This window comes from Pseudomonas sp. HMSC063H08 (assembly GCF_001813645.1).
Lineage (GTDB): Bacteria > Pseudomonadota > Gammaproteobacteria > Pseudomonadales > Pseudomonadaceae > Pseudomonas > Pseudomonas aeruginosa.
In genome coordinates this window covers 204,167-225,589 of the sequence record NZ_KV813540.1, presented here as the reverse complement: position 1 = coordinate 225,589, position 21,423 = coordinate 204,167, and the positions used below count along the sequence as shown (strand labels likewise).

Annotated in this window: 20 protein-coding genes; 13 read left to right on the top strand and 7 right to left on the bottom strand. The window is 67.1% G+C overall.

All coding sequences use genetic code 11. From position 1 onward, the window contains the following. Positions 1-161 precede the first annotated feature (161 nt). The 3 genes from HMPREF2924_RS23490 to HMPREF2924_RS23480 all read left to right on the top strand — a co-directional run bounded on the left by HMPREF2924_RS23490 (position 162) and on the right by HMPREF2924_RS23480 (position 2,418). Positions 162-587 (top strand): YciI family protein, encoded by a 426-nt coding sequence (locus HMPREF2924_RS23490; RefSeq protein WP_003086910.1) that lies wholly within the window; start codon positions 162-164, stop codon positions 585-587. Positions 588-623: 36 nt separating this feature from the next. Then, positions 624-1,037, top strand: coding sequence for a VOC family protein (locus HMPREF2924_RS23485; RefSeq protein WP_003082839.1), 414 nt, complete (start codon positions 624-626; stop codon positions 1,035-1,037). A gap of 169 nt (positions 1,038-1,206) precedes the next feature. Beyond that, positions 1,207-2,418 (top strand): MFS transporter, encoded by a 1,212-nt coding sequence (locus HMPREF2924_RS23480; protein ID WP_003145238.1) that lies wholly within the window; start codon positions 1,207-1,209, stop codon positions 2,416-2,418. 7 nt (positions 2,419-2,425) lie between these two features. Here HMPREF2924_RS23480 and HMPREF2924_RS23475 read toward each other — a convergent pair whose 3' ends face one another. The 4 genes from HMPREF2924_RS23475 to HMPREF2924_RS36110 all read right to left on the bottom strand — a co-directional run bounded on the left by HMPREF2924_RS23475 (position 2,426) and on the right by HMPREF2924_RS36110 (position 5,462). Further along, on the bottom strand, positions 2,426-3,649 hold the full coding sequence (locus HMPREF2924_RS23475; protein ID WP_003133377.1) for an RNA polymerase sigma factor: 1,224 nt from the start codon (positions 3,647-3,649) through the stop codon (positions 2,426-2,428). A gap of 17 nt (positions 3,650-3,666) precedes the next feature. Next, complete coding sequence (locus HMPREF2924_RS23470) at positions 3,667-4,416, bottom strand: DUF899 domain-containing protein (RefSeq protein WP_003107663.1); 750 nt, start codon at positions 4,414-4,416, stop codon at positions 3,667-3,669. Positions 4,417-4,590: 174 nt separating this feature from the next. Continuing rightward, complete coding sequence (locus tag HMPREF2924_RS23465) at positions 4,591-4,941, bottom strand: YciI family protein (protein WP_003082795.1); 351 nt, start codon at positions 4,939-4,941, stop codon at positions 4,591-4,593. 182 nt (positions 4,942-5,123) lie between these two features. Then, a complete protein-coding gene (locus tag HMPREF2924_RS36110) occupies positions 5,124-5,462 on the bottom strand; it encodes a hypothetical protein (RefSeq protein WP_003112384.1) in 339 nt (112 codons plus the stop codon). Between the two features lie 434 nt (positions 5,463-5,896). On the opposite strand from HMPREF2924_RS36110, the gene HMPREF2924_RS23455 reads away from it, so the two are divergent. Then, positions 5,897-6,589, top strand: a complete 693-nt coding sequence (locus HMPREF2924_RS23455) for a helix-turn-helix transcriptional regulator (RefSeq protein WP_003082787.1) — start codon at positions 5,897-5,899, stop codon at positions 6,587-6,589. 65 nt (positions 6,590-6,654) lie between these two features. Beyond that, positions 6,655-8,220, top strand: a complete 1,566-nt coding sequence (locus HMPREF2924_RS23450; RefSeq protein ID WP_023094809.1) for an aminotransferase class I/II-fold pyridoxal phosphate-dependent enzyme — start codon at positions 6,655-6,657, stop codon at positions 8,218-8,220. A 10-nt stretch (positions 8,221-8,230) separates the two neighbouring features. Here the strand turns inward: HMPREF2924_RS23450 and HMPREF2924_RS23445 are convergent, their stop codons facing one another. The 3 genes from HMPREF2924_RS23445 to pagP form a co-directional block, all read right to left on the bottom strand. Continuing rightward, positions 8,231-9,820, bottom strand: coding sequence for a RimK family alpha-L-glutamate ligase (locus HMPREF2924_RS23445; RefSeq protein ID WP_003133393.1), 1,590 nt, complete (start codon positions 9,818-9,820; stop codon positions 8,231-8,233). 183 nt (positions 9,821-10,003) lie between these two features. Next, positions 10,004-10,798, bottom strand: coding sequence for an SDR family NAD(P)-dependent oxidoreductase (locus HMPREF2924_RS23440; RefSeq protein ID WP_003109243.1), 795 nt, complete (start codon positions 10,796-10,798; stop codon positions 10,004-10,006). A 95-nt stretch (positions 10,799-10,893) separates the two neighbouring features. Continuing rightward, positions 10,894-11,352 (bottom strand): palmitoyltransferase PagP, encoded by a 459-nt coding sequence (gene pagP / locus HMPREF2924_RS23435; protein WP_003109244.1) that lies wholly within the window; start codon positions 11,350-11,352, stop codon positions 10,894-10,896. Between the two features lie 451 nt (positions 11,353-11,803). On the opposite strand from pagP, the gene HMPREF2924_RS23430 reads away from it, so the two are divergent. The 8 genes from HMPREF2924_RS23430 to HMPREF2924_RS23395 all read left to right on the top strand — a co-directional run bounded on the left by HMPREF2924_RS23430 (position 11,804) and on the right by HMPREF2924_RS23395 (position 21,301). Next, positions 11,804-12,712: a glutamate/aspartate ABC transporter substrate-binding protein gene (locus tag HMPREF2924_RS23430; RefSeq protein ID WP_003133396.1), complete on the top strand. Its 909-nt coding sequence runs from the start codon at positions 11,804-11,806 to the stop codon at positions 12,710-12,712. A gap of 202 nt (positions 12,713-12,914) precedes the next feature. Beyond that, positions 12,915-13,661: an amino acid ABC transporter permease gene (locus tag HMPREF2924_RS23425; RefSeq protein ID WP_003082767.1), complete on the top strand. Its 747-nt coding sequence runs from the start codon at positions 12,915-12,917 to the stop codon at positions 13,659-13,661. Next, positions 13,658-14,326, top strand: a complete 669-nt coding sequence (locus tag HMPREF2924_RS23420) for an amino acid ABC transporter permease (protein WP_003082765.1) — start codon at positions 13,658-13,660, stop codon at positions 14,324-14,326. Before HMPREF2924_RS23425 ends, HMPREF2924_RS23420 begins: the two co-directional genes overlap by 4 nt. After that, a complete protein-coding gene (locus HMPREF2924_RS23415; RefSeq protein WP_003082761.1) occupies positions 14,323-15,057 on the top strand; it encodes an amino acid ABC transporter ATP-binding protein in 735 nt (244 codons plus the stop codon). Before HMPREF2924_RS23420 ends, HMPREF2924_RS23415 begins: the two co-directional genes overlap by 4 nt. Before the next feature lie 77 nt (positions 15,058-15,134). Then, a complete protein-coding gene (gene ggt, locus HMPREF2924_RS23410; RefSeq protein WP_003086881.1) occupies positions 15,135-16,808 on the top strand; it encodes a gamma-glutamyltransferase in 1,674 nt (557 codons plus the stop codon). Between the two features lie 85 nt (positions 16,809-16,893). Beyond that, positions 16,894-17,982 carry an asparaginase gene (locus tag HMPREF2924_RS23405; RefSeq protein WP_003109247.1) on the top strand — a complete coding sequence of 363 codons (1,089 nt, stop codon included), beginning with the start codon at positions 16,894-16,896 and terminating at the stop codon, positions 17,980-17,982. Positions 17,983-18,077: 95 nt separating this feature from the next. Further along, positions 18,078-19,979 (top strand): sensor histidine kinase, encoded by a 1,902-nt coding sequence (locus HMPREF2924_RS23400; protein ID WP_003115580.1) that lies wholly within the window; start codon positions 18,078-18,080, stop codon positions 19,977-19,979. Next, positions 19,976-21,301, top strand: a complete 1,326-nt coding sequence (locus HMPREF2924_RS23395; RefSeq protein WP_003086877.1) for a two-component response regulator AauR — start codon at positions 19,976-19,978, stop codon at positions 21,299-21,301. Before HMPREF2924_RS23400 ends, HMPREF2924_RS23395 begins: the two co-directional genes overlap by 4 nt. Positions 21,302-21,423 lie beyond the last annotated feature (122 nt).

Sequence of the window (21,423 nt, the reverse complement as noted above, 5' to 3'; positions counted from 1 at the left end):
ACGCTCGTCGGCCATCCCGGCCGCTCGGCGCGGGCCTCCTATACTGCCCCGGCCAGCGAAAAAACCGCCGTCGCCTGTCGATCCGCCGGCCTGCCGTTCGACCAGTTCGGGAGGCGGGCCAGAACGGACCGTCATTGCGCAGAACAACAAGGAGAACGCAGATGAGATTCATGGTGATCGTCAAGGCCACCCAGGCTTCCGAAGCCGGCGAGATGCCCAGCGAGGAACTGCTCGCGGCGATGGGCCGCTACAACGAGGAACTGGTCAAGGCCGGGGTGATGCTCGCCGGCGAAGGGCTACAGCCCAGCGCCAAGGGCGCCCGGGTGCGTTTCTCCGGCAACGCGCGGACGGTGATCGACGGCCCCTTCGCCGAGACCCGCGAGCTGATCGCCGGTTTCTGGATGTTCCAGGTGGCCTCCCTGGAAGAGGCCATCGAGTGGGTCAAGCGATGCCCGAACCCATTCGACGGCGAATCCGAGATCGAGATCCGCCAGGTCTTCGAGGCCGAGGACTTCGGCGAGGAGTTCACCCCGGAACTGCGCGAGCGCGAGGAGCGCCTGCGCGCCGAGCTGGAAAAACGCAACTGAACCGCCCCGCACTCCGCCAAGAACGAGGAAAGCACCATGCAAATCGTCCCCTACCTGATCTTCAACGGTAATTGCCGGGAGGCCTTCAGCTGCTACCACCAGCACCTGGGCGGCACCCTGGAGGCCATGCTGCCGTTCGGCGACAGCCCCGAGTGCGGCGACATCCCGGCCGACTGGAAAGACAAGATCATGCACGCACGGCTGGTGGTCGGCAGCTTCGCCCTGATGGCCTCGGACAATCACCCGGCCTATCCCTACGAAGGCATCAAGGGCTGTTCCATCAGCCTCAACGTCGACAGCAAGGCCGAGGCCGAGCGCCTGTTCAACGCCCTCGCCGAGGGCGGCTCGGTCCAGATGCCGCTGGGCCCGACCTTCTGGGCGGCGAGCTTCGGCATGTTCACCGACCGCTTCGGCGTGGCCTGGATGGTCAACTGCGAGCAGGACCGGTAGCGTCCGCTACGCGGGCCCGCCGCCAGGTGAATCGGCGGCGGGCCCGCGTTCCGCTGTGCGCGAGTCGCGATCGATAGACGCACTGCTGCGATAATTTAGGTTGCATTTTAAAACCAAAATTCCTAGCCTCCGCTTTAGTTTCATATTGAAACCTTACGGAGCGCTTCGCATGCCATCCTCGCCATCCTCTCTCCCCTCCGCGCTGGTGCTGCTGTTCGCCGTCGCCTGCGGTCTCAGCGTGGCCAACGTCTATTACGCCCAGCCGCTGCTGGACGTCCTCGGTGCCGAGTTCGCCATCGGCCAGGCCGGGGTCGGCCTGCTGTTCGGCGCGACCCAGGCCGGTTGCGCCCTGGCGCTGCTGCTGGTGGTGCCGCTGGGCGACCTGCTGGAGCGGCGCCGGCTGATGTTCGTCCAGCTCCTGCTGCTGGTGCTGTCGCTGCTGCTGGTGGGCTTCGCCGGCGATACCCTCGGCCTGGCGCTGGGGCTGCTCGGACTGGGCCTGCTCGGCACCGCCATGACCCAGGGACTGCTGGCCTACGCCGCGGCGCTGGCGGCGCCTGGCGAGCGCGGGCGGGTGGTCGGCGCGGCGCAGGGCGGCGTGGTGATCGGCCTGCTGCTGGCGCGCAGCCTGGCCGGGCTGCTCGCCGACCTCGGCGGCTGGCGCAGCGTCTACCTGGTCTCGGCAGCGAGCATGGGCGGGCTTGGCCTGCTGCTCTGGCGGGTACTGCCGGCGGCGCCGAGCAACGAACTGGGGCTGTCCTACCGGCAGCTGCTCGGCTCGATGTTCGGCCTGCTGGCGAGCCAGCGCGTGCTGCAGGTGCGCGGCCTGCTCGGGCTGTTGATGTTCGCCGCCTTCGGGGTGTTCTGGAGCAGCCTGGTATTGCTGCTCGGCGCGCCGCCGTATTCGCTGTCGCACAGCGCCATCGGCGCCTTCGGCCTGGTCGGCGCGCTCGGCGCGCTGGGCGCGGCGCGGGCCGGCAGCCTGGCCGATCGCGGCCACGCCCAGGCGCTCAGCGGCGGCGCCCTGCTGCTGTTGCTGCTGTCCTGGCTGCCGCTCGCCCTCGGCGCGCATTCGCTGGCGGCGCTGATTCTCGGCGTGCTGCTGCTCGATCTCGCCGGCCAGGCGATCCATGTGCTCAACCAGAGCCTGGTCTTCGCCATCGACCCGCGCGCCCACAGCCGCCTGGTGGGTTGCTACATGCTGTTCTACGCCGCCGGCAGCGGCCTCGGCGCCAGCGCCGGCACCGCCATGTACGCCTGGGCCGGCTGGGACGCGGTGAGCCTGCTCGGCGCGGCGATCAGCCTGGCGGCCCTGGCGTTCTGGTGGTTCACCCGTGGCGTTGGCGGCGAAGCGCGTACGGCCTGCGCCAACGGCGCCTGAGCCGGCTTCAATCGAGTTCGCGCAGGCGCTGCTCGATGAAGCGCCGCTCCGGCTCCTGGCGCGCCAGGGCCAGCGCCGCGCGGTAGGCCTCGCGGGCCTCGCGGCGGCGACCGAGACGGCGGCAGAAGTCGGCACGCGCCGAGTGCGCCAGGTGGTAATCGGCCAGTTCACCCCGCGCCAGCAACGCATCGACCACGGCCAGCCCGACCTCGACGCCATCGCGCATGGCCAAGGCCACGGCGCGGTTGAGTTCGATCACCGGCGATGGCGCCAGGTACAGCAGCGCGTCGTAGAGGGCGACGATCCGTGCCCAGTCGGTGTCCTCGGCGCGCGGGGCCTGGGCGTGCACCGCGACGATGGCCGCCTGCAGGGTGTAGACCCCGAAACGGCGGCTGGCCAGGGCCCGCTCGACCAGGCCGAGCCCCTCGACGATCAGTCCGCGATCCCATAGCGTGCGGTCCTGCTCGTCGAGCCGCACCAGTTCGCCGCTGGCCGAGGTCCGCGCCTGGCGCCGCGAGTCGTGCAGCAACATCAGGGCGAGCAGGCCGAGGGCCTCGGGGTCGGGCAGCAGTTCGACCAGCAGGCGGCCGACGCGGATCGCCTCGCCGCTGAGATCGGCGCGGGTCAGGCTGGTGCCGGTGGAGGCCGAGTAGCCCTCGTTGAACACCAGGTAGATCACTTGCAGGACGTTGCCCAGCCGCTCGGGGAGTTCCTCCAGGGTCGGTACCTGGTAGGGAATCCGGGCCTCGCGGATCTTGTTCTTGGCCCGCACGATGCGTTGGGCGATGGCGCTGGGCGCGGCGAGGAAGGCGCGGGCGATCTCCTCGGTGCGCAGGTCGCAGACCTCGCGCAGGGTCAGCGCCACCTGTGCCTCGGGGGTCAGCGCCGGGTGGCAGCAGGTGAAGATCAGGCGTAGCCGGTCGTCTTCCACCGCATCGCCCTCCTCCGCCGGCGCCTCGGCCTGCTCTTCCAGTTGCTCGGCGAGCAGTCGCTGCGAGGCGTCGAAGCGCGCTCGCCGGCGCAGGTTGTCGATGGCCTTGAAGCGCCCGGCGGAAACCAGCCAGGCGCGCGGGTTGCGCGGGATACCGTCGCGCGGCCACTGCTCGACGGCGGCGATGAAGGCGTCGTGCAAGGCTTCCTCGGCCAGCTCGAAATCGCCGAGCAGGCGGATCAGGGTCGCCAGCACGCGCCGCGACTCCTCGCGGTACAGCGCCTCGATGCGGCTGCGCAACGGCTCGCCGTGCTCCCTCAATGGCTGGCCTGCGCGTGGCAGCAGGCGCTTTTCGGCGCCTCGTCGTAGCGGTCGTGGTGACGCAGCCAGTCCATGATCGCGTCCTCGTTGCGCCCCTTGGGCGTCAGGTCGAGGAAGTTGTAGGTGGTGAGCAGGATGTCGAGGCCGCGCGCATAGGCCGAATAGGTGTGGAACACCTCGCCCGCCGGATTGCGCAGGAACACGCTGGCACCCGGCATTTCCTCGCCGGCGTCGGGGGTCGGCTGGTAGTTGTAGTCGACGCTGCCGGCGGCCAGTTGCGCCTTGTCGAAGGACACCCCGAAGTCACGGTTGAAATCGCTGCCGTACGAGGAGTACCAGTCGAAACGCCAGCCCATGCGCCGGCGGAACGCCTGGAACTCCTCCAGGGGCGCGCGCGATACCGCCACCAGGCTGACGTCGTGGTGCGCCAGGTGCCGGTTGGCGCCGTCGATGTGGTCGGCGAGGAACGAACAGCCGACGCAGCCTTCGCTCCAGCCCGGCGCGAACATGAAGTGGTAGACGATTAGCTGGCTATTGCCGCCGAACAACTCGGCCAGCGAACGCTCGCCGCGCTCGCCCTGGAAGCGGTAGTCCTTGTCCACCCTGACCCAGGGCAGTTCGCGTCGTTCGGCGGCGACCTGGTCGCGCAGGCGGGTGAGTTGCTTTTCCCGCGCCAGCAGACGGCGACGGGCGTCCAGCCATTGTTCCCGGTTGCTCACCGGGTGGTCCTGCAAAGAAGGATTCATTGCCGATTCTCCACGGAAATTCTCGGTTTTCCAGCCTGCCCGGGGTCGTTCCGCCAGCGGCGCCGGCGCCCGGTCGCCAGGGCGAAGCCGGCCAGCGAAGCGCCGCCGGCGCACAGCAGGGACAGGGATGCGATGCAAAGGGGGCACATGCTTCACCTCCGGCGCCGGGCGCCCTCACTCCCATTCCTTGACCGGTCGCACTTCGACGCAGCCGAGCCGTCCCGGCGGAATCTTCGCGGCGATCTGCAGGGCCTGGTTGAGGTCGCGCGCCTCGATCAGGTAGAAACCGCCGAGTTGCTCCTTGGTCTCGGCGAACGGCCCGTCGGTCATCGCCAGCCGCCCGCCCTGGTGGCGCAGGGTGGTGGCGGTCTGCACCGACTGCAGGGCGTGCGAGGCGATGTAGTGGCCGGCCTTGCCCAACTGGTCGGAGTAGGTCATGCACTCGTCGACGATGGCGGCAAGCTCCTCGGCCGGCACGGCGGCCAGCTTCGCTTCGTCGAAATAGATCAGGCAGAGGTATTTCATGGCGGTGGGCTCCTGGTGCGGATCGACGATCCGTTCGTTCGGTAGTCGCCCGGCGAGGGCGCCTTTCGACAGCGGCGGGGAAAAAAGCCCGCGGCGCGGACGAACGGTCGGCGCTCGCCGTGGAACGCCGCCGACCGCAGCACAAGCCTAGACCCGCCCGGCCACCGGGCGCGGGCCGTCGGTCAGGGCTGGCGCGGTGCGTAGGGATTCAGGCGGGGATCGCGCAGCGGGCTTTCCCGGGTCGGCCCGGGATCGTCCTGGCGCAGGCGGAGACTGCCGTTGCCGATCTTCAAGCCGTCCTTGGTCGTCGCCTCCCCGTCGGCGCTGGCCGCGTCGCTGCCCGGCAGGTCCGGCTCGGCGGCCTCCGGTTGCGGCTGTGGCGCGCTGCCCATGGGCAACGGCGCGACCGGCGGCGCGGCGGGCAAGGCTGCCGGCAGCTCGTCCGGCAGGGGCGCGGCGAGGGTCGGTTGGCCCAGGCCGGCGAGCACCATGGCCAGGAGCAGGAAAAGCACACGCGACATGACAAAGCCTCGATAGGCCTCGGGACTTCCACCATAGCCGCGCAACGGCCCCGGCGAGCAAAGTACGGACCAGCGGCATCGCGCATTGGAAAAAGGGAATTCCTGGAATTGTTCGATAGGACCCTGGCCACCTCCGTCAACTGTCAATCGACTTTTCGAACAACGCGCCCGCCCCCTATTAGAACAGCGCAAAAAAACTCGATCAAAAGTACAGCCTGGGCATGAGGACGCGGATATAACCTGAAATCGAATTGCGCCCCGGCGTAGTTGCTCCGGTAACACTTCACAGACGCAGGAGTCGAACGCCACCGAAAAGAAGATAGCACTTGCCAGAGAAACTTCCGCAGGACCCAACGAACATCCCGGCACGCACTCGCCTCGCCATCTTTCTTCCATTCAAAGACCCGCCCACATGTAAATGAGTGGAGTAGCCAATGACGCTATTGGATATCGAAAAGCTGCTGGACATGACTCACCACATGTCGGTGCACATTCCCATCGAACTGATCATTTCCTGGGAGCAGAGCGAAGAGGCCTGGAGTGTGAAAGACAACTGTCTCAACTTCGTCTATGTCAATCGTCGCTATACCGAACTGATCACCCCGCGGTTCGGCCAGAAGAACTCCCTGCTATCCCCCTTCAGTGCCAGCATCGAAGAGCACGACAAGCTGGTCATCCAGACCGGCAAGCGCATCGAGGCCCTGGCGCTGCTCAGGCCGGACGATCATCCGGCGCCCTGCTGCCTGTATTTCGAACGCATGCCGCTGTATGACCGGCGCGGCAACCGCACCGGGGTGATCGCCCATGCCAAGACCCTGACCTCGGTCGCCCCGCGCGGCTTCATCGCCACCGACGGCATCGGTACCTTCACCTTCACGCCCCCCTCGGAGTTGTTCACCTCGCGCGAATGGGACGTGATCTACCTGCTGCTTTCCGGCCTCTCGGAAAAAGAAATAGCCGAACAGATCAGCCGCTCCTTGAGTACCGTCAAGTTCCACAAGAGCAACATCTTCCAGAAGGTCGGTTGCAGTTGCATCGGCGCCTTCAAGGCACTCGCCCGGCAAAAGAAGTGGAACTTCTATATCCCGCCGACCTTCGCCAGCGCCAAGTACATCATCAATCACTAGTCGCGCCTCGCGAGAGCCTTCGGCGTGCCGGGCGACGCTTTTGCCGGCGAAACCGAGCGGTTCGAATGGACAAGGACAACAGCATGTCTCGAAACAATCCTTCGCGTCATTCAATACTCGTCACTTCCAACATAAACGCGGCCAATGATGCGAATCGTCTTTCCGAGCTTTGTCGACAACTGGAAATACGCGGCTATCGACTCTTCCAGGCGCCAAGCCGCAAGGTCGCCCTGGATTTTCTCGGCAACGCCGCGCACCCCGCCGGCATCCTCCTGCTCGTCGCGGAGCCGACAGGCGAGAACGAAGCCGCACAATTGGCGGCGCTCGATGAACTCCGCCAGGTCGCGCCGTCCATCCCGCTGTTCCTGTTGTTTCGTCAACTGCGCATCGAGCAGTTGTCCAGCCAGCTACTGGACGAGGTCCAGGGATGCTTCAACCTGGCCGCCGGCCCCGCACGCTTCATCGCCGAGCGCATCGACAGCGACCTGCGCGAATGGCGCGCCCCGGCGGGCCCCAGGCGGCTGCGCGACTATGCCCCGCCGGTCCCGCGCACGCCGGTGAGCGCCCGCTACAACGGCCGCGCACGCCTCGACCTGGCGCCGGCCAAGCAGTGGCGGATCGGCTCGGAGAGCACCGCGGAGCACCTGGCGACGCCGCTGAACGACCTCTCCACGGCCTACCGCAAGACGTCCGCAGGAGCCCCGGCCGCGCACGCCGGCGACATCGCCGAGGCCTTTCGCCGGGCGCTCTGGGAAGCCGCCGCGCGGCTCGCCAGGGAGGATGGCGATACGTGGTTCTTCGAGATACTGCGGGGCAACCCGGGGCCTGGCATCGAGGCCGGCCGGGAGACGCCGGCGAAGCGCTGGCACGGGCTCGCCGAGACACTCGACAACAGTCCTCGGCTGGACCCGCTGCGCGTCGCCCTGAGCGCCCCCGGCCTCGATTCGCGCGGTCGCCCGGCCAGCTTCGGAGTACCCGCCGCGGTGGTCTGCCGCTACCTGCGCCGGCACGGCATCGCCCCGTTGCGCACCGGCGACTATCGCTTCCTGCTGCTGTTTCCCCAGGGCGCCAGGGCGGAACACGCGCAGCCGCTGGTGGACAGGCTGTGCGAATTCAAACGCCGGCACGACGACGATGCGCCGCTGAAGCAGGTGTTGCCGGAGTTGCTCGACAGCTCGCCGCTGTACCGCTACATCGGCCTGCGCGAACTCTGCGCGATGATCCACGAAGCCAGCCTGCGGCTGCACCTGACCGCCCTCGCCGACGCCGCCGCCAGGGCTGCCGGCCACGCCGCGCTGGCGCCGGCCACGGTCTATGGGCACCTGGTCAGGGACGAAACCGAAGCGGTGGCGATCGACAGGCTCGGCGGCCGTGTGGTCGCCAGCCTGGTCGGCGTCCATCCGGCGGCCACGCCGCTGCTGTTGCCCGGCGAACGGGTGGCCGAGGAATCGCCGGCGCTGATCGACTACCTGCTGGCCTTGCAGGCCTTCGGCGAGCACTTTCCCGGTTTCGCTCCCGAGTTGCAGGGCATCGAGATCGATGAGCGCGGCCGCTACCGGGTCCGTTGCGTCAGGCCGGCCGCCCTCGCCCGCGGCTCCGGCCTGCGCCTGGCCACGCGCCGGCCGGACTGAAGCGCGCCGCTCAGCGCAGCGCCTTGCTCAACTGGCCACGGTGCTTGAGTTCCAGGCGCTGGACGAAGGCCTGGAGGATGCGCCGGTAGAGTTCGTCGCCGAGCTGGCCGTCCTCGATGCCGGCATCGATATTCGGGTTGTCGTTGACCTCGATGACCAGCACCTTGTCGCCGGCCTGCTTCAGGTCCACCCCGTAGAGGCCGTCGCCGATCCGCCCGGCGGCCTCCAGGGCCAGCTCCAGCACCGCCGGCGGCACCTGCTCCAGCGGCACGGCGCGGCACTCGCCGTTGACGTCCTGGCCGTCGGCCTTGTGGTTGTAGATCTGCCAGTGGCCGCGCGACATGAAGTACTGGCAGGCGTACAGCGGTTGGCGGTCGAGCACGCCGATGCGCCAGTCGTACTCGGTGTAGAAGAACTCCTGGGCCAGCAACAGGACCGAGCGCTCGAACAGCTCGCTCGCCGCCGCCAGCAGTTCGCTGTCGTCGTTGACCTTGACCACGCCACGGGAGAAGCAGCCATCGGGAATCTTCAGCACCAGCGGGAAGCCCAGGCGCCGGGCCACCCGCTGCCAGTCCTGCGGGCGTTCCTTGTAGAGGATCTCGGTGAGCGGCATGCCCAGTTGCCGGCAACCAAGCAGGTCGGCCAGGTAGACCTTGTTGGTGCAGCGCAGGATCGATGCCGGGTCGTCCATCACCACCAGGCCTTCGCGCTCGGCCTTCTCGGCGAAGCGATAGGTATGGTGGTCGACCCGGGTGGTCTCGCGGATCAGCAGGGCGTCGAACTCGGCCAGGCGCGCGTAGTCCTTGCGTCCGATCAGTTCGACGTCGATGCCGAGGCTGGCGCCGACCCGTACGAAGTTGGCCAGCGCCTGCGGGTTGGACGGCGGCAGCGCTTCGTCGGGATCGTGCAGGATCGCCATGTCGTAGCGTGCCACCCGCCGCGAACGCGGCATGCGCCAGGCGCGCCGGCTGAAACCGTCGAGGGCATCGGCGAAGACATCCTCCTGGTCGCTGCGCAAGCGGTTCAGCACGCCAGGGCGCACGCCCTCGATATGCCAGCCCTGCTGGCGACGGAACTCCACCAGCAGGATCGGGCAGGGAAAGGCTTCGAACAACTGGCGAGCGAGGTCGGCCAGTGGCTCGAACTCGGTATGGCCGAAATACAGGGTCAGGGTGAAGCCGTCGGTGGCGCCATAGGGCGTACGGCACAGCGCCTTGTCCAGGGCCTTGTCGAGGCCACCCAGGGCCAGCCCGTAGACCGACTTGCGAGCTAGTTCGCTGATGCAGCGCAGCGACGGGATCACCCGGTGGCCGCGGGCCTCGGCCAGCAGCGAACAGTAGTAGCCGAGGCCGAGGTACTTGTAGCCGCGGCACAGGTTGATCACCTGCACGCGGCGGCCGCCGTGGTCGCGCGCCGATTGCTCGAGGTATTCCTGGGCGGTGAGGACTTCCTCGCTGGGCAGGTAGGAGGCCCAGTCCTCGCGTCGCTCGACGACGATCATCAGGCGGCTGCCGAGGTCGGCGAGAGCCGGCGGTCGGGGTTGCTCGACGGGGGTCATGCGGAGCGACCCGTCGAGGGTGGCTAACGAGGCTGCTGACATGAGTGGCGGTATCCTCTGAATGACGGTACCTGCCGTTCTAGACCTGCCGGCGCCTCCTGTCGCGCCTCGTTACGCAAGCTTTACGAGCGCCGCCGCCAGGCGCCGGCGCGGCAACCGGCCAGGGCCGCCGGGTACCGCGCCGCGAGTGCCGAGGAGCATTTTTACGCTGGCGTTGCGCGCTCGTCAGGCCAGGCTGTCGAGCACCCCGCCGTCGACCCGCAGGGCCGCGCCGGTGGTCGCCGAGGCCTGGGTCGAGCAGGTGTAGACCACCAGGTTGGCGACTTCCTCGGGCGTCGCCAGGCGCTGGATGATCGAACTGGAACGGTGCTGCCGGACAAAGTCGGTGCCGGCCTCTTCTATGCTCTGCCCGGCCTTCTGCGCATCCTCGCGAAGCATCTCGGCGACGCCTTCGGTGAGGGTCGGTCCGGGCAGCACCGCATTCACCGTCACCCCGGTGCCGGCCAGGCGCTTGGCCAGGCCGCGCGACACCGAGAGGTTGGCGGTCTTGCTGAAGCCGTAGTGGATCATGTCCGCCGGGATGTTCAACGCCGATTCCGAAGACAGGAACACCACTCGCCCCCAACCACGCTCGACCATTCCCGGGACGTAGGCGCGGGCCAGGCGCACCCCGGACATCACGTTGACCTCGAAGAAGCGGCTCCACTCGGCGTCCTCGATGTCGAAGAAGTCCTTCAGCTCGAAGATGCCCAGGTTGTTGACCAGGATGTCCGCCTTCGGCTCGGCCGCGACGAAAGCCGCGCAGCCTTCCGCCGTGCCCAGGTCGCCGGCGACGCCGCGTACCTTGGCATCCGGCTGGCCGTTCCGGATCGCCGCGATCGCACGGTCCACCGCCGCCTGGCTGCGTCCGTTGACCACCACGGTGGCGCCGGCGGCGGCGAGGCCGCTGGCGATGGCGAAGCCGATGCCGGCGGTGGAACCGCTGACGATTGCCAGTTTGTCGCTCAGATCGATCTGCATGGGAGTCTCCTGTCGAGTGACGAACCGCTCAGGAGCGCGGCTCGGGGAACAGACGACAGCCTAGACCAGCCAGCGTTCCGTGCCCGCCCTGGGCCTCAGAGACGCAGGCCGAGGTTGATCATCGCCGCCGAATTGCCGAGCAGCACCAGCTCGCTGCCCAGCGGGCCGAAGCGAACGCCCACCGAGGGGATGATCGCCGGCGCGACGCCGAAGCGGTTCAGCGGGATCTTGTCGCGGTATTCGCCGCGATAGCCCTGCAACAGGCCGCCGGTGAGCTTCAGGTAGACCGGGTGGCTGTCACTGTCGAAACGCTTGCCCAGGTAGGCGTAGTTGGAGCGCTGGCTGAACGAGTTGCGGAAGGTCGCGCCGCCGGCCAGCACGCCATCGGCGCGGTTGTATTCGAGGCCGAGCAGGTCCTGGTGGTTGTTGTGTTCCGGGTCCGGGTTGAAATGCCGGGTGTAGACGCTGGTCTGCAGGTACCAGAAGTCGCCGTCGTCGGCAGCCCAGGCAGGTGCGGCGAGCACGGCCAGCAGGCTGAGGATGAGATAGCGCATGTGGACTCCAGGCGGCCGTCGCCAGGGAAGGAAGGCAAGACGTGACGGCTTGCGCCTCGCAGCGTGAATTCTGCTGAACCCGGCCTGAATCGGGCCTGAACGAAGCCTGAACAATTTCTGAACGAACCGTCAGAAAACCCCGGAATGGCTCAAGAACGGACCTCGGCGAAACGTTCGGAAAACCGAACGTCATGCCCCGAAAATATTCGGAAGAACGGACGAAAGGCCATTTCGGGGCATTTTCATCCAAATTTAATTTCTTTTACTTTCAAACGGTTAGGCTAAAAAAAACCGGATTTCATAAGCTGGCATGCATCCTGCCACTACACTGTTCGGCAAGCACGATACTCTCGTGGCTTCCCCCGCCGGGGAAAACCGCGAAACACCCTGTCCCGGAGAGGCCAGGCGCTCGCGGCTCAATAAAAATCAAAACAAGTCGAGGAAGAAATTCATGCGTATCGCTCCCAGTCTGCTGAGCACCGCCATCGTGGCCGCTCTGTTGTCCGCTCCGGTCGTCGCTGACGAGCTCACCGGCACGCTGAAGAAGATCAAGGAAACCGGCACCATCACCCTCGGTCACCGTGACGCTTCGATTCCCTTCTCCTACCTCGGCACCGAGCCGGGCAAGCCGATCGGCTACTCCCACGACCTGCAACTGAAAGTGGTCGAGGCGGTGAAGAAGGAACTCAACCTCCCCGACCTGAAGGTCCGCTATAACCTGGTCACCTCGCAGACCCGCATCCCGCTGGTGCAGAACGGCACCGTGGACATCGAGTGCGGCTCTACCACCAACAACGAAGAGCGCCAGAAGCAGGTCGACTTTTCCGTCGGCATCTTCGAGGTCGGCACTCGCCTGCTGTCGAAGAAGACCGCCAACATCAAGGACTTCGACGACCTCAAGGGCAAGAACGTGGTGACCACCGCCGGCACCACCTCCGAGCGCCTGCTCAAGGCCATGAACGCGGACAAGAAGATGGGCATGAACATCATCTCCGCCAAGGACCACGGCGAGTCCTTCATGATGCTCGAATCCGGCCGCGCGGTGGCCTTCATGATGGACGACGCGCTGCTCTACGGCGAAATGGCCAAGGCCAAGAAGCCGGACGACTGGGTCGTCGGCGGCACCCCGCAGTCCTTCGAGATCTACGGCTGCATGGTGCGCAAGGGCGACGCGGCGTTCAAGAAAGTGGTCGACAAGGCCATCACCGATACCTACGCCTCCGGCGAGGTCAACAAGATCTACGACAAGTGGTTCACCCAGCCGATCCCGCCGAAGGGCCTGAACCTCAACTTCCCCATGAGCGAAGAGCTGAAGAAGCTGATCGCCAGCCCGACCGACAAGGCCGCCGAGCAGATGTAACGAGCGCCAGGCGTTCCTCCCGGAGCGCCAGCGCTTCGCGCGTCGCCCCCGCCTCGCGGCGGGGCCTCGGGGACGCGGGAGGGGCCTGCCCCTCCCCAGCCGTCTCCCCCGGAAGAGCAGCGCCGCCGGCCCGTACGGCCGCGCCGGCGCCTGCCTTCCCCGCCAGTGTCTGCAACCGATTGAACCGAGGGGAAACCCCAACATGAATTACAACTGGGACTGGGGCGTGTTCTTCAAGTCCACCGGGATCGGCAGCGAAACCTACCTCGACTGGTACATCGCCGGTCTGGGCTGGACCATCGCCATCGCCCTGGTCGGCTGGATCATCGCCCTGGCGCTGGGCTCGCTGCTCGGCGTCATGCGCACCGTGCCGAATCGCCTGGTATCGGGGATCGCCACCGCCTACGTGGAAATCTTCCGCAACGTGCCGCTGCTGGTGCAGCTGTTCATCTGGTACTTCCTGGTACCCGACCTGCTGCCCGAGGGCCTGCAGACCTGGTTCAAGCAGGACCTCAACCCGACTACCTCGGCCTACCTCAGCGTGGTCGTCTGCCTCGGCCTGTTCACCGCCGCGCGGGTCTGCGAGCAGGTGCGCACCGGCATCCAGGCGCTGCCCTACGGGCAGACCTCGGCGGCCCGCGCGATGGGCTTCCGCCTACCGCAGATCTACCGCCACGTGCTGCTGCCGCAGGCCTTCCGGATCATCATCCCGCCGCTGACCTCGGAGTTCCTCAACATCTTCAAGAACTCCTCGGTGGCGTCGCTGATCGGCCTGATGGAGCTGCTGGCGCAGACCAAGCAGACCGCCGAGTTCTCCGCCAACCTGTTCGAGGCCTTCACCCTGGCCACGCTGATCTACTTCACGCTGAACATGAGCCTGATGCTGATCATGCGCCTGGTGGAGAGAAAGGTCGCCGTACCGGGCCTGATCTCCGTAGGAGGTAAATGATGGACTTCAGTGGAATCGTTCCCGCCCTGCCGAGCCTCTGGGAAGGCATGCTGATGACCCTCAAGCTGATGGTCCTCGGCGTCCTCGGCGGCGTCGCGCTGGGTACCGTGCTGGCGCTGATGCGGCTGTCGCACAGCAAGTTGCTGTCGAACATCGCCGGCTTCTACGTCAACTACTTCCGCTCGATCCCGCTGCTGCTGGTGATCACCTGGTTCTACTTCGCGGTGCCCTTCATCCTGCGCTGGATCACTGGCGAGGACACCCCGGTGGGGGCGTTCACCTCCTGCCTGGTGGCCTTCATGATGTTCGAGGCGGCCTACTACTGCGAGATCGTCCGCGCCGGCATCCAGGCCATCCCGAAAGGCCAGATGGGCGCCGCCCAGGCACTGGGCATGACCTACGGGCAGACCATGCGCCTGGTGATCCTGCCGCAGGCGTTCCGCAAGATGACCCCGCTGCTGCTGCAACAGAGCATCATCCTGTTCCAGGACACCTCGCTGGTCTATACCGTCGGCCTGATGGACTTCCTCAATTCGGCCCGTTCGCGCGGCGACATCATCGGCCAGGCCAACGAGTTCCTGATTTTCGCCGGCCTGGTCTACTTCGTCGTAAGCTTCACCGCCTCGTTCGCCGTCAAACGTCTGCAGAAAAGGTTAACCGTATGATTTCCATCAAGAATGTCAGCAAGTGGTATGGCGACTTCCAGGTCCTGACCGACTGCTCCACCGAGGTTGCGAAAGGCGAAGTGGTGGTGGTCTGCGGGCCGTCCGGCTCGGGCAAGTCGACCCTGATCAAGTGCGTCAACGCACTGGAACCCTTCCAGAAGGGCGACATCGTCGTCGACGGCACCTCCATCGCCGATCCGAAGACCAACCTGCCCAAGCTGCGCTCGCGGGTCGGCATGGTGTTCCAGCATTTCGAGCTGTTCCCCCACCTGAGCATCACCGAGAACCTGACCATCGCGCAGATCAAGGTGCTCGGCCGCAGCAAGGAAGAAGCCACCAAGAAGGGCCTGGCCCTGCTCGAGCGCGTCGGTCTCAAGGAGCACGCGCACAAGCACCCCGGCCAGCTCTCCGGCGGCCAGCAGCAGCGCGTGGCGATCGCCCGCGCGCTGGCGATGGACCCGGTGGTGATGCTGTTCGACGAGCCGACCTCGGCGCTCGACCCGGAAATGGTCAACGAAGTGCTCGACGTGATGGTCCAGCTGGCCCACGAAGGCATGACCATGATGTGCGTGACCCACGAGATGGGCTTCGCGCGCAAGGTCGCCAACCGGGTGATCTTCATGGACCGCGGGCAGATCGTGGAAGACTGCGAGAAGGAGGAGTTCTTCGGCGACGTCAGCGCCCGCTCCGAACGCGCCCAGCAGTTCCTCGCCAAGATACTCCCGCACTGATGTACCCGCCCTCGCCGGCCCGCCCGGCGGGGGCCTGCTCCACCCTCGCCTGCGATAACAATAAATAGGGAAAGCCCATGCAACCTGTGCTCTTCAGAACCCTGTCCCTCGGCGTCGCCATTGCCGCCGCATCCTCCTCGGCCTTCGCCGCCACGCTCGACGGCGGCGCCGTCGCCGCGCCCGACGAGTACGGCGCCAAGGTCGCCGCGCAGATCCTCAAGGCCGGCGGCAACGCGGTGGACGCCGCGGTGGCCACCGCCTTCACCCTGGCGGTCACCTACCCCGAGGCCGGCAACATCGGCGGCGGCGGCTTCATGACCCTGTACATGGACGGCAAGCCGTACTTCCTCGACTACCGCGAGGTGGCGCCGAAGGCCGCGAGCAAAACCATGTACCTGGACGACAAGGGCGAGGTGATCGAGAACCTCAGCCTGGTCGGCGCCAAGGCCGCCGGCGTGCCGGGCACCGTGATGGGCCTCTGGGAAGCCCACAAGCGTTTCGGCAAGCTGCCCTGGAGCGAGCTGCTGACCCCGGCCATCGGCTACGCGCAAAAGGGCTTCAAGGTCGCCGACAAGCAGTTCCAGTACCGCCAGGACGCCGTCGCGCTGTTCAACGGCAAGACCAACTTCGGCGACTACTTCGGCCACATGAAGGCCGGCGAGGCGTTCCTCCAGCCGGACCTGGCGAAGACCCTGGAGCGTATCGCCGACAAGGGCCCGGACGAGTTCTACAAAGGCCATACCGCCGACCTGCTGGTGGCACAGATGCAGCAGGACAAGGGACTGATCACCCACCAGGACCTCGCCGACTACAAGGTCAGGTGGCGCGAACCGATGCGCGTCGACTGGCAGGGCAACACGCTCTATACCGCGCCGCTGCCAAGCTCCGGCGGGATCGCCCTGGCCCAGTTGCTGGGCATCAAGGAAAACCGTGCCGCCGACTTCAAGGGCGTCGAGCTGAATTCCGCGCGCTACATCCACCTGCTGGCGGAGATCGAGAAACGCGTGTTCGCCGACCGCGCCGACTACCTCGGCGATCCGGACTTCTCCAAGGTCCCGGTGGCGCGCCTGACCGATCCGGCATACCTGAAGCAGCGTGCCGCCGAGGTCAACCCGACGGCGATCTCGCCGACCGAGAAGGTCCGTCCCGGCCTGGAACCGCACCAGACCACGCACTTCTCCATCGTCGACGCCGACGGCAACGCGGTGAGCAACACCTACACCCTCAACTGGGACTTCGGCAGCGGCGTGGTGGTCAAGGGCGCCGGCTTCCTGCTCAACGACGAGATGGACGACTTCAGCGCCAAACCGGGCGTGGCCAACGCCTTCGGCGTGGTCGGCAGCGACGCCAACGCCATCGAGCCGGGCAAGCGCATGCTCTCCTCGATGAGCCCGAGCATCGTCACCCGCGACGGCAAGGTCAGCCTGGTGGTCGGCACGCCCGGCGGCTCGCGGATCTTCACCTCGATCTTCCAGGTGCTGAACAACATCTACGACTTCCACCTGCCGCTGGAGAAGGCCGTGGCCGCGCAGCGCGTGCACCACCAGTTGCTGCCCAAGGACACGATCTACTACGACGCCTACGCGCCGCTCGCCGGCAAGGTCGCCGAGGAACTGAAGGCGATGGGCTACACCCTGGAGGACCAGGGCTGGAACATGGGCGATATCCAGGCCATCCGCGTCGACGGCAAGGCCCTGGAGACCGCCTCCGATCCCCGTGGCCGCGGCGTCGGCCTGGTGGTGAAACCCTGACAGGACGGCGGGCGGCCGACGCCGCCCGCGCCTGATTGCGTGCAACGACGATAACCCTACCAACCTACCGACACGAGATATCGCCATGAAGCCATTGCTCCACGCGTTCGCCCCCGGTGTTATGGCCCTGATGCTCCTGCTGCCGCAGGCCGCCCAGGCCAAGGAAGTCGCACCGCAACAGAAACTGTCCAACGTGGTCATCCTGGCCACCGGCGGTACCATCGCCGGCGCCGGCGCCAGCGCCGCCAACAGCGCCACCTACACCGCCGCCAAGGTGCCGGTCGACCAGTTGCTGGCCAGCGTGCCGCAGCTCAAGGACATCGCCAACGTCCGCGGCCAACAGGTGTTCCAGATCGCCTCGGAAAGCTTCACCAACGAGAACCTGCTGGAACTGGGCAAGACCGTCGCCAAGCTGGCCGATAGCGACGACGTCGACGGCATCGTGATCACCCACGGTACCGACACCCTGGAAGAGACCGCCTACTTCCTGACCCTGGTCGAGCACACCGAGAAGCCCATCGTGGTGGTCGGCTCGATGCGCCCGGGCACCGCGATGTCCGCCGACGGCATGCTCAACCTGTACAACGCCGTGGCGGTGGCCGGCGACAAGTCGGCGCGCGGCAAGGGCGTGCTGATCACCATGAACGACGAGATCCTCTCCGGCCGCGACGCGAGCAAGATGGTCAACATCAAGACCGAAGCGTTCAAGAGCCCGTGGGGCCCGCTGGGCATGGTGGTCGAAGGCAAGAGCTACTGGTTCCGCGCACCGGTGAAGCGGCACACGGTGAACTCCGAGTTCGACATCAAGCAGATCTCCGCGCTGGCTCCGGTGGAAATCGCCTACAGCTACGGCAACGTCAGCGACACCGCCTACAAGGCCCTGGCCCAGGCCGGCGCCAAGGCGATCATCCATGCCGGCACCGGCAACGGCTCGGTGCCCGCGCGCGTGGTGCCGACCCTGCAGGAACTGCGCAAGCAGGGCGTGCAGATCATCCGCTCCTCGCACGTCAATGCCGGCGGCTTCGTCCTGCGCAACGCCGAGCAGCCGGACGACAAGAACGACTGGATCGTCGCCCACGACCTGAACCCGCAGAAGGCGCGCATCCTGGCCGCGGTCGCGATGACCAAGACCCAGGACAGCAAGGAGCTGCAACGGATCTTCTGGGAATACTGAGTGAACCCTTCCGGCGCCGCCTGCCGGCCGTGCCGGAAAACCGCCCGCTCCGCCGCCCATCGTGGCGGCGGGCTGGCCTAGCCGCGACGACTGTGATGGAATCCCCCGACCCGCCCTGCAGCGTACCTCCGTCACTGACCGTGAAGCCCCGCCTCGTCCGCCAGTTGCTGCTCCCCATTCCCCTGCTCCTGCTGATGCTCGGCTTCGGCTACGGCGGCTACCGGATCAGCGAGAGCGCCGGCATCCGTGCCCTCGCCGAGAATGGCGAACGCCAGCTGGAGCTGCATGCACGGACGGTCGAGAGCGAGATCAGCAAGTACACCTACCTGCCCAGCCTGCTGGAGCTGGAGCGCAGCGTCAGTCACCTGCTCACCGACCCGACGCCATACCGGCGCAACCAGGTCAACGCCTACCTCGAAGGCCTCAACCGCCGCGCCGGCAGCCGCGCGGTGTACCTGCTGGACACCAACGGCCGGGTCCTGGCCACCAGCAACTGGAGCGACCCGGACAGCTACCTCGGCGAGGACCTGTCGTTCCGCGCCTACTGGCAGGACGCGATGAAGGGCAAGCCGGGCCGCTTCTACGGCATCGGCAGCACCCGCGGCGAGCCGGGCTACTACCTGGCCCACGGCCTGGTCCACGGCGGCCGGATCATCGGCGTGGCGGTGGTCAAGGTGAAGATGGACGCCCTCGAGGAACGCTGGGAGAAGGCGCGCCTGGAAGCCTTCGTCAGCGACGAGAACGGCATCATCATCCTCTCCAGCAACCCCGCCCTGCGCCTGAAGGCGGTGCGCTCCCTGAGCGCCGACGACAAGGAGCGCCTGGCGCGCAGCATGCAGTACTACTGGTGGGCGCTGAACGAGTGGCAACCGCTGCAGCGCGAGCCGCTGGCCGCCGGTGTGGAGAAGCTCAGCTTCCCCGCCGATGAGCAGCATCCGCGCGGCGAAGCGGTCACCTACCTGGCGCAGACCCGCGCGCTGAACGACACACCGTGGAACCTGACCCTGCTCAGCCCGCTGGAAGACCTGCGCCGCGACGCGGTACGCAACGGCATGCTGGCCGCCATCGGTTTCGCCCTCCTGGCATTCCTGCTGATCGCCTGGAACGAGCGGCGCAAGGTACTCGCCACCCGCCTCGCCGCGCGCGAGGCGCTGCAACGGGCCAACGGCGAGCTGGAAGTGAAGATCGCCGAACGTACCGCCGACCTGCAGGCCAGCAACGCACGCCTGACCGCCGAGATCCACGAGCGCCAGCAGGCCGAGGACACCCTGCGCAAGGCCCAGGACGAACTGGTCCAGGCCGGCAAGCTGGCGGTGATCGGGCAGATGTCCACCAGCATCGCCCACGAACTCAACCAACCGCTGGCGGCGCTGCGTACGCTGTCCGGCAACACCGTGCGCTTCCTCCAGCGCGGCAAGCTGGAGACCGCCAGCACCAACCTCGCCACCATCAACGAACTGGTCGACCGCATGGGCCGCATCACCGCCAGCCTGCGTGCCTTCGCCCGGCGCAGCGACGACGCCGGCCAGGCCAGCCTGGCCAAGGCGGTGGACGCGGCGCTGCTGATCCTGCACGGGCGCCTGGAGCAGGACCCGCCGACCCTGCACCGGCATTTCGACGACGTGCGCCTGGGCATCGACCAGACCCGCCTGGAACAGATCCTGGTCAACCTGCTGGCCAACGCCCTCGACGCCATGAGCGGGCAGGCCGACCGCCAGCTCTGGCTGGAAGGCCGGCGCGAGGAGGAGCGCTACGTCCTGCGCGTGCGCGACAACGGCCCCGGTATCCCGCCGGCGGCGCGCGTCCACCTGTTCGAACCCTTCTTCACCACCAAGCCCGGCGAACATGGCCTGGGCCTCGGCCTGACCCTCTCGGCCAGCCTGGCCACCGCCGCCGGCGGCAGCCTCAGCGTGCAGCACCCCGAAAGCGGCGGAACCGCCTTCGAGCTGAGCCTGTCCCTGGTTCCCGATTCCCCGACTGCGAGTCCCGCCCGATGAACGAGCCGCTTTCCGTCCTGATCGTCGAAGACGATCCGCATGTCTTGCTCGGCTGCCAGCAGGCGCTGGAGCTGGAGGACATCCCCTGCATCGGCGTCGGCAGCGCCGAGGAGGCGCTGCAACGGGTCGACCGCGACTTCGCCGGCATCGTCGTCAGCGACATCCGCCTGCCCGGCATCGACGGCCTGACCCTGCTGGAGCGTCTCAAGGCCCTCGACCCGAGCCTGCCGGTGGTGCTGATCACCGGTCACGGCGACATCTCCATGGCGGTACAGGCGATGCACGCCGGCGCCTACGACTTCATGGAGAAGCCCTTCTCTCCGGAACGCCTGGTCGAGGTCGCCCGCCGCGCCCTGGAGCAGCGCGGGCTGGCCCGCGAGGTCAGCGCGCTGCGTCGCCAGTTGGCCGGCCGCCAGGACCTGGCGCAACGGATCATCGGCCGCTCGCCGGCGATCCAGGCGTTGCGCGAGCTGATCGCCAACGTCGGCGACACCTCGGCCAACGTGCTGATCCTCGGCGAGACCGGCACCGGCAAGGAGCTGGTGGCGCGTTGCCTCCACGACTATAGCCGGCGCCACCAGCATGCCTTCGTCGCGCTGAACTGCGGCGGCCTGCCGGAGAACCTGTTCGACAGCGAGATATTCGGCCACGAGGCGCACGCCTTCACCGGTGCCAACAAGCGGCGGATCGGCAAGATCGAGCATGCCAACGGCGGCACGCTGTTCCTCGACGAGATCGAGAGCATGCCGGTCAACCTGCAGATCAAGCTGCTGCGGGTGTTGCAGGAACACACCCTGGAACGCCTCGGCTCGAACCAGTCGATCCCGGTGGACTGCCGGGTGATCGCGGCGACCAAGGCGGACCTCGCCGCCATGGGCAAGAGCGGCCAGTTCCGCAGCGACCTCTACTACCGGCTCAACGTGGTGAGCCTGGAACTGCCGGCACTGCGCGACCGCCGCGAGGACATCCTGCTGCTCTTCGAACACTTCCTCCAGCAATCCTCGCTGCGCTTCGACCGCCCCGCGCCGGAACTCGACCGTGCCACCGTGGCCAGCCTGATGGCCCACGACTGGCCGGGCAACGTACGCGAACTGCGCAACGTCGCCGAACGCTTCGCCCTCGGCCTGCCGGTGTTCAACAAGGGCGGCCAGGCCGTACAGACCGGCGGCCCGCGCTTCGCCGAAGCGGTGGAGGCATTCGAGAAGGCCCTGCTCGGCGACGCCCTGGCCCGCCACCACGGCAACCTGACCCAGGCCAGCCAGGACCTGGGCATGGCCAAGACCACGCTGTTCGACAAGGTGAAGAAGTACGGCCTGCAATAGGCCGGAGCGCCCTCTTCGCCCTGCCCGCCTGGCGTGGGGCGCAGGACGCGATGCTTCATCCGGCATTTCTCACCCGCCTGCGATTCCGCTCGGCGGATAACGCCGGGGGCGTTATTCGCCCT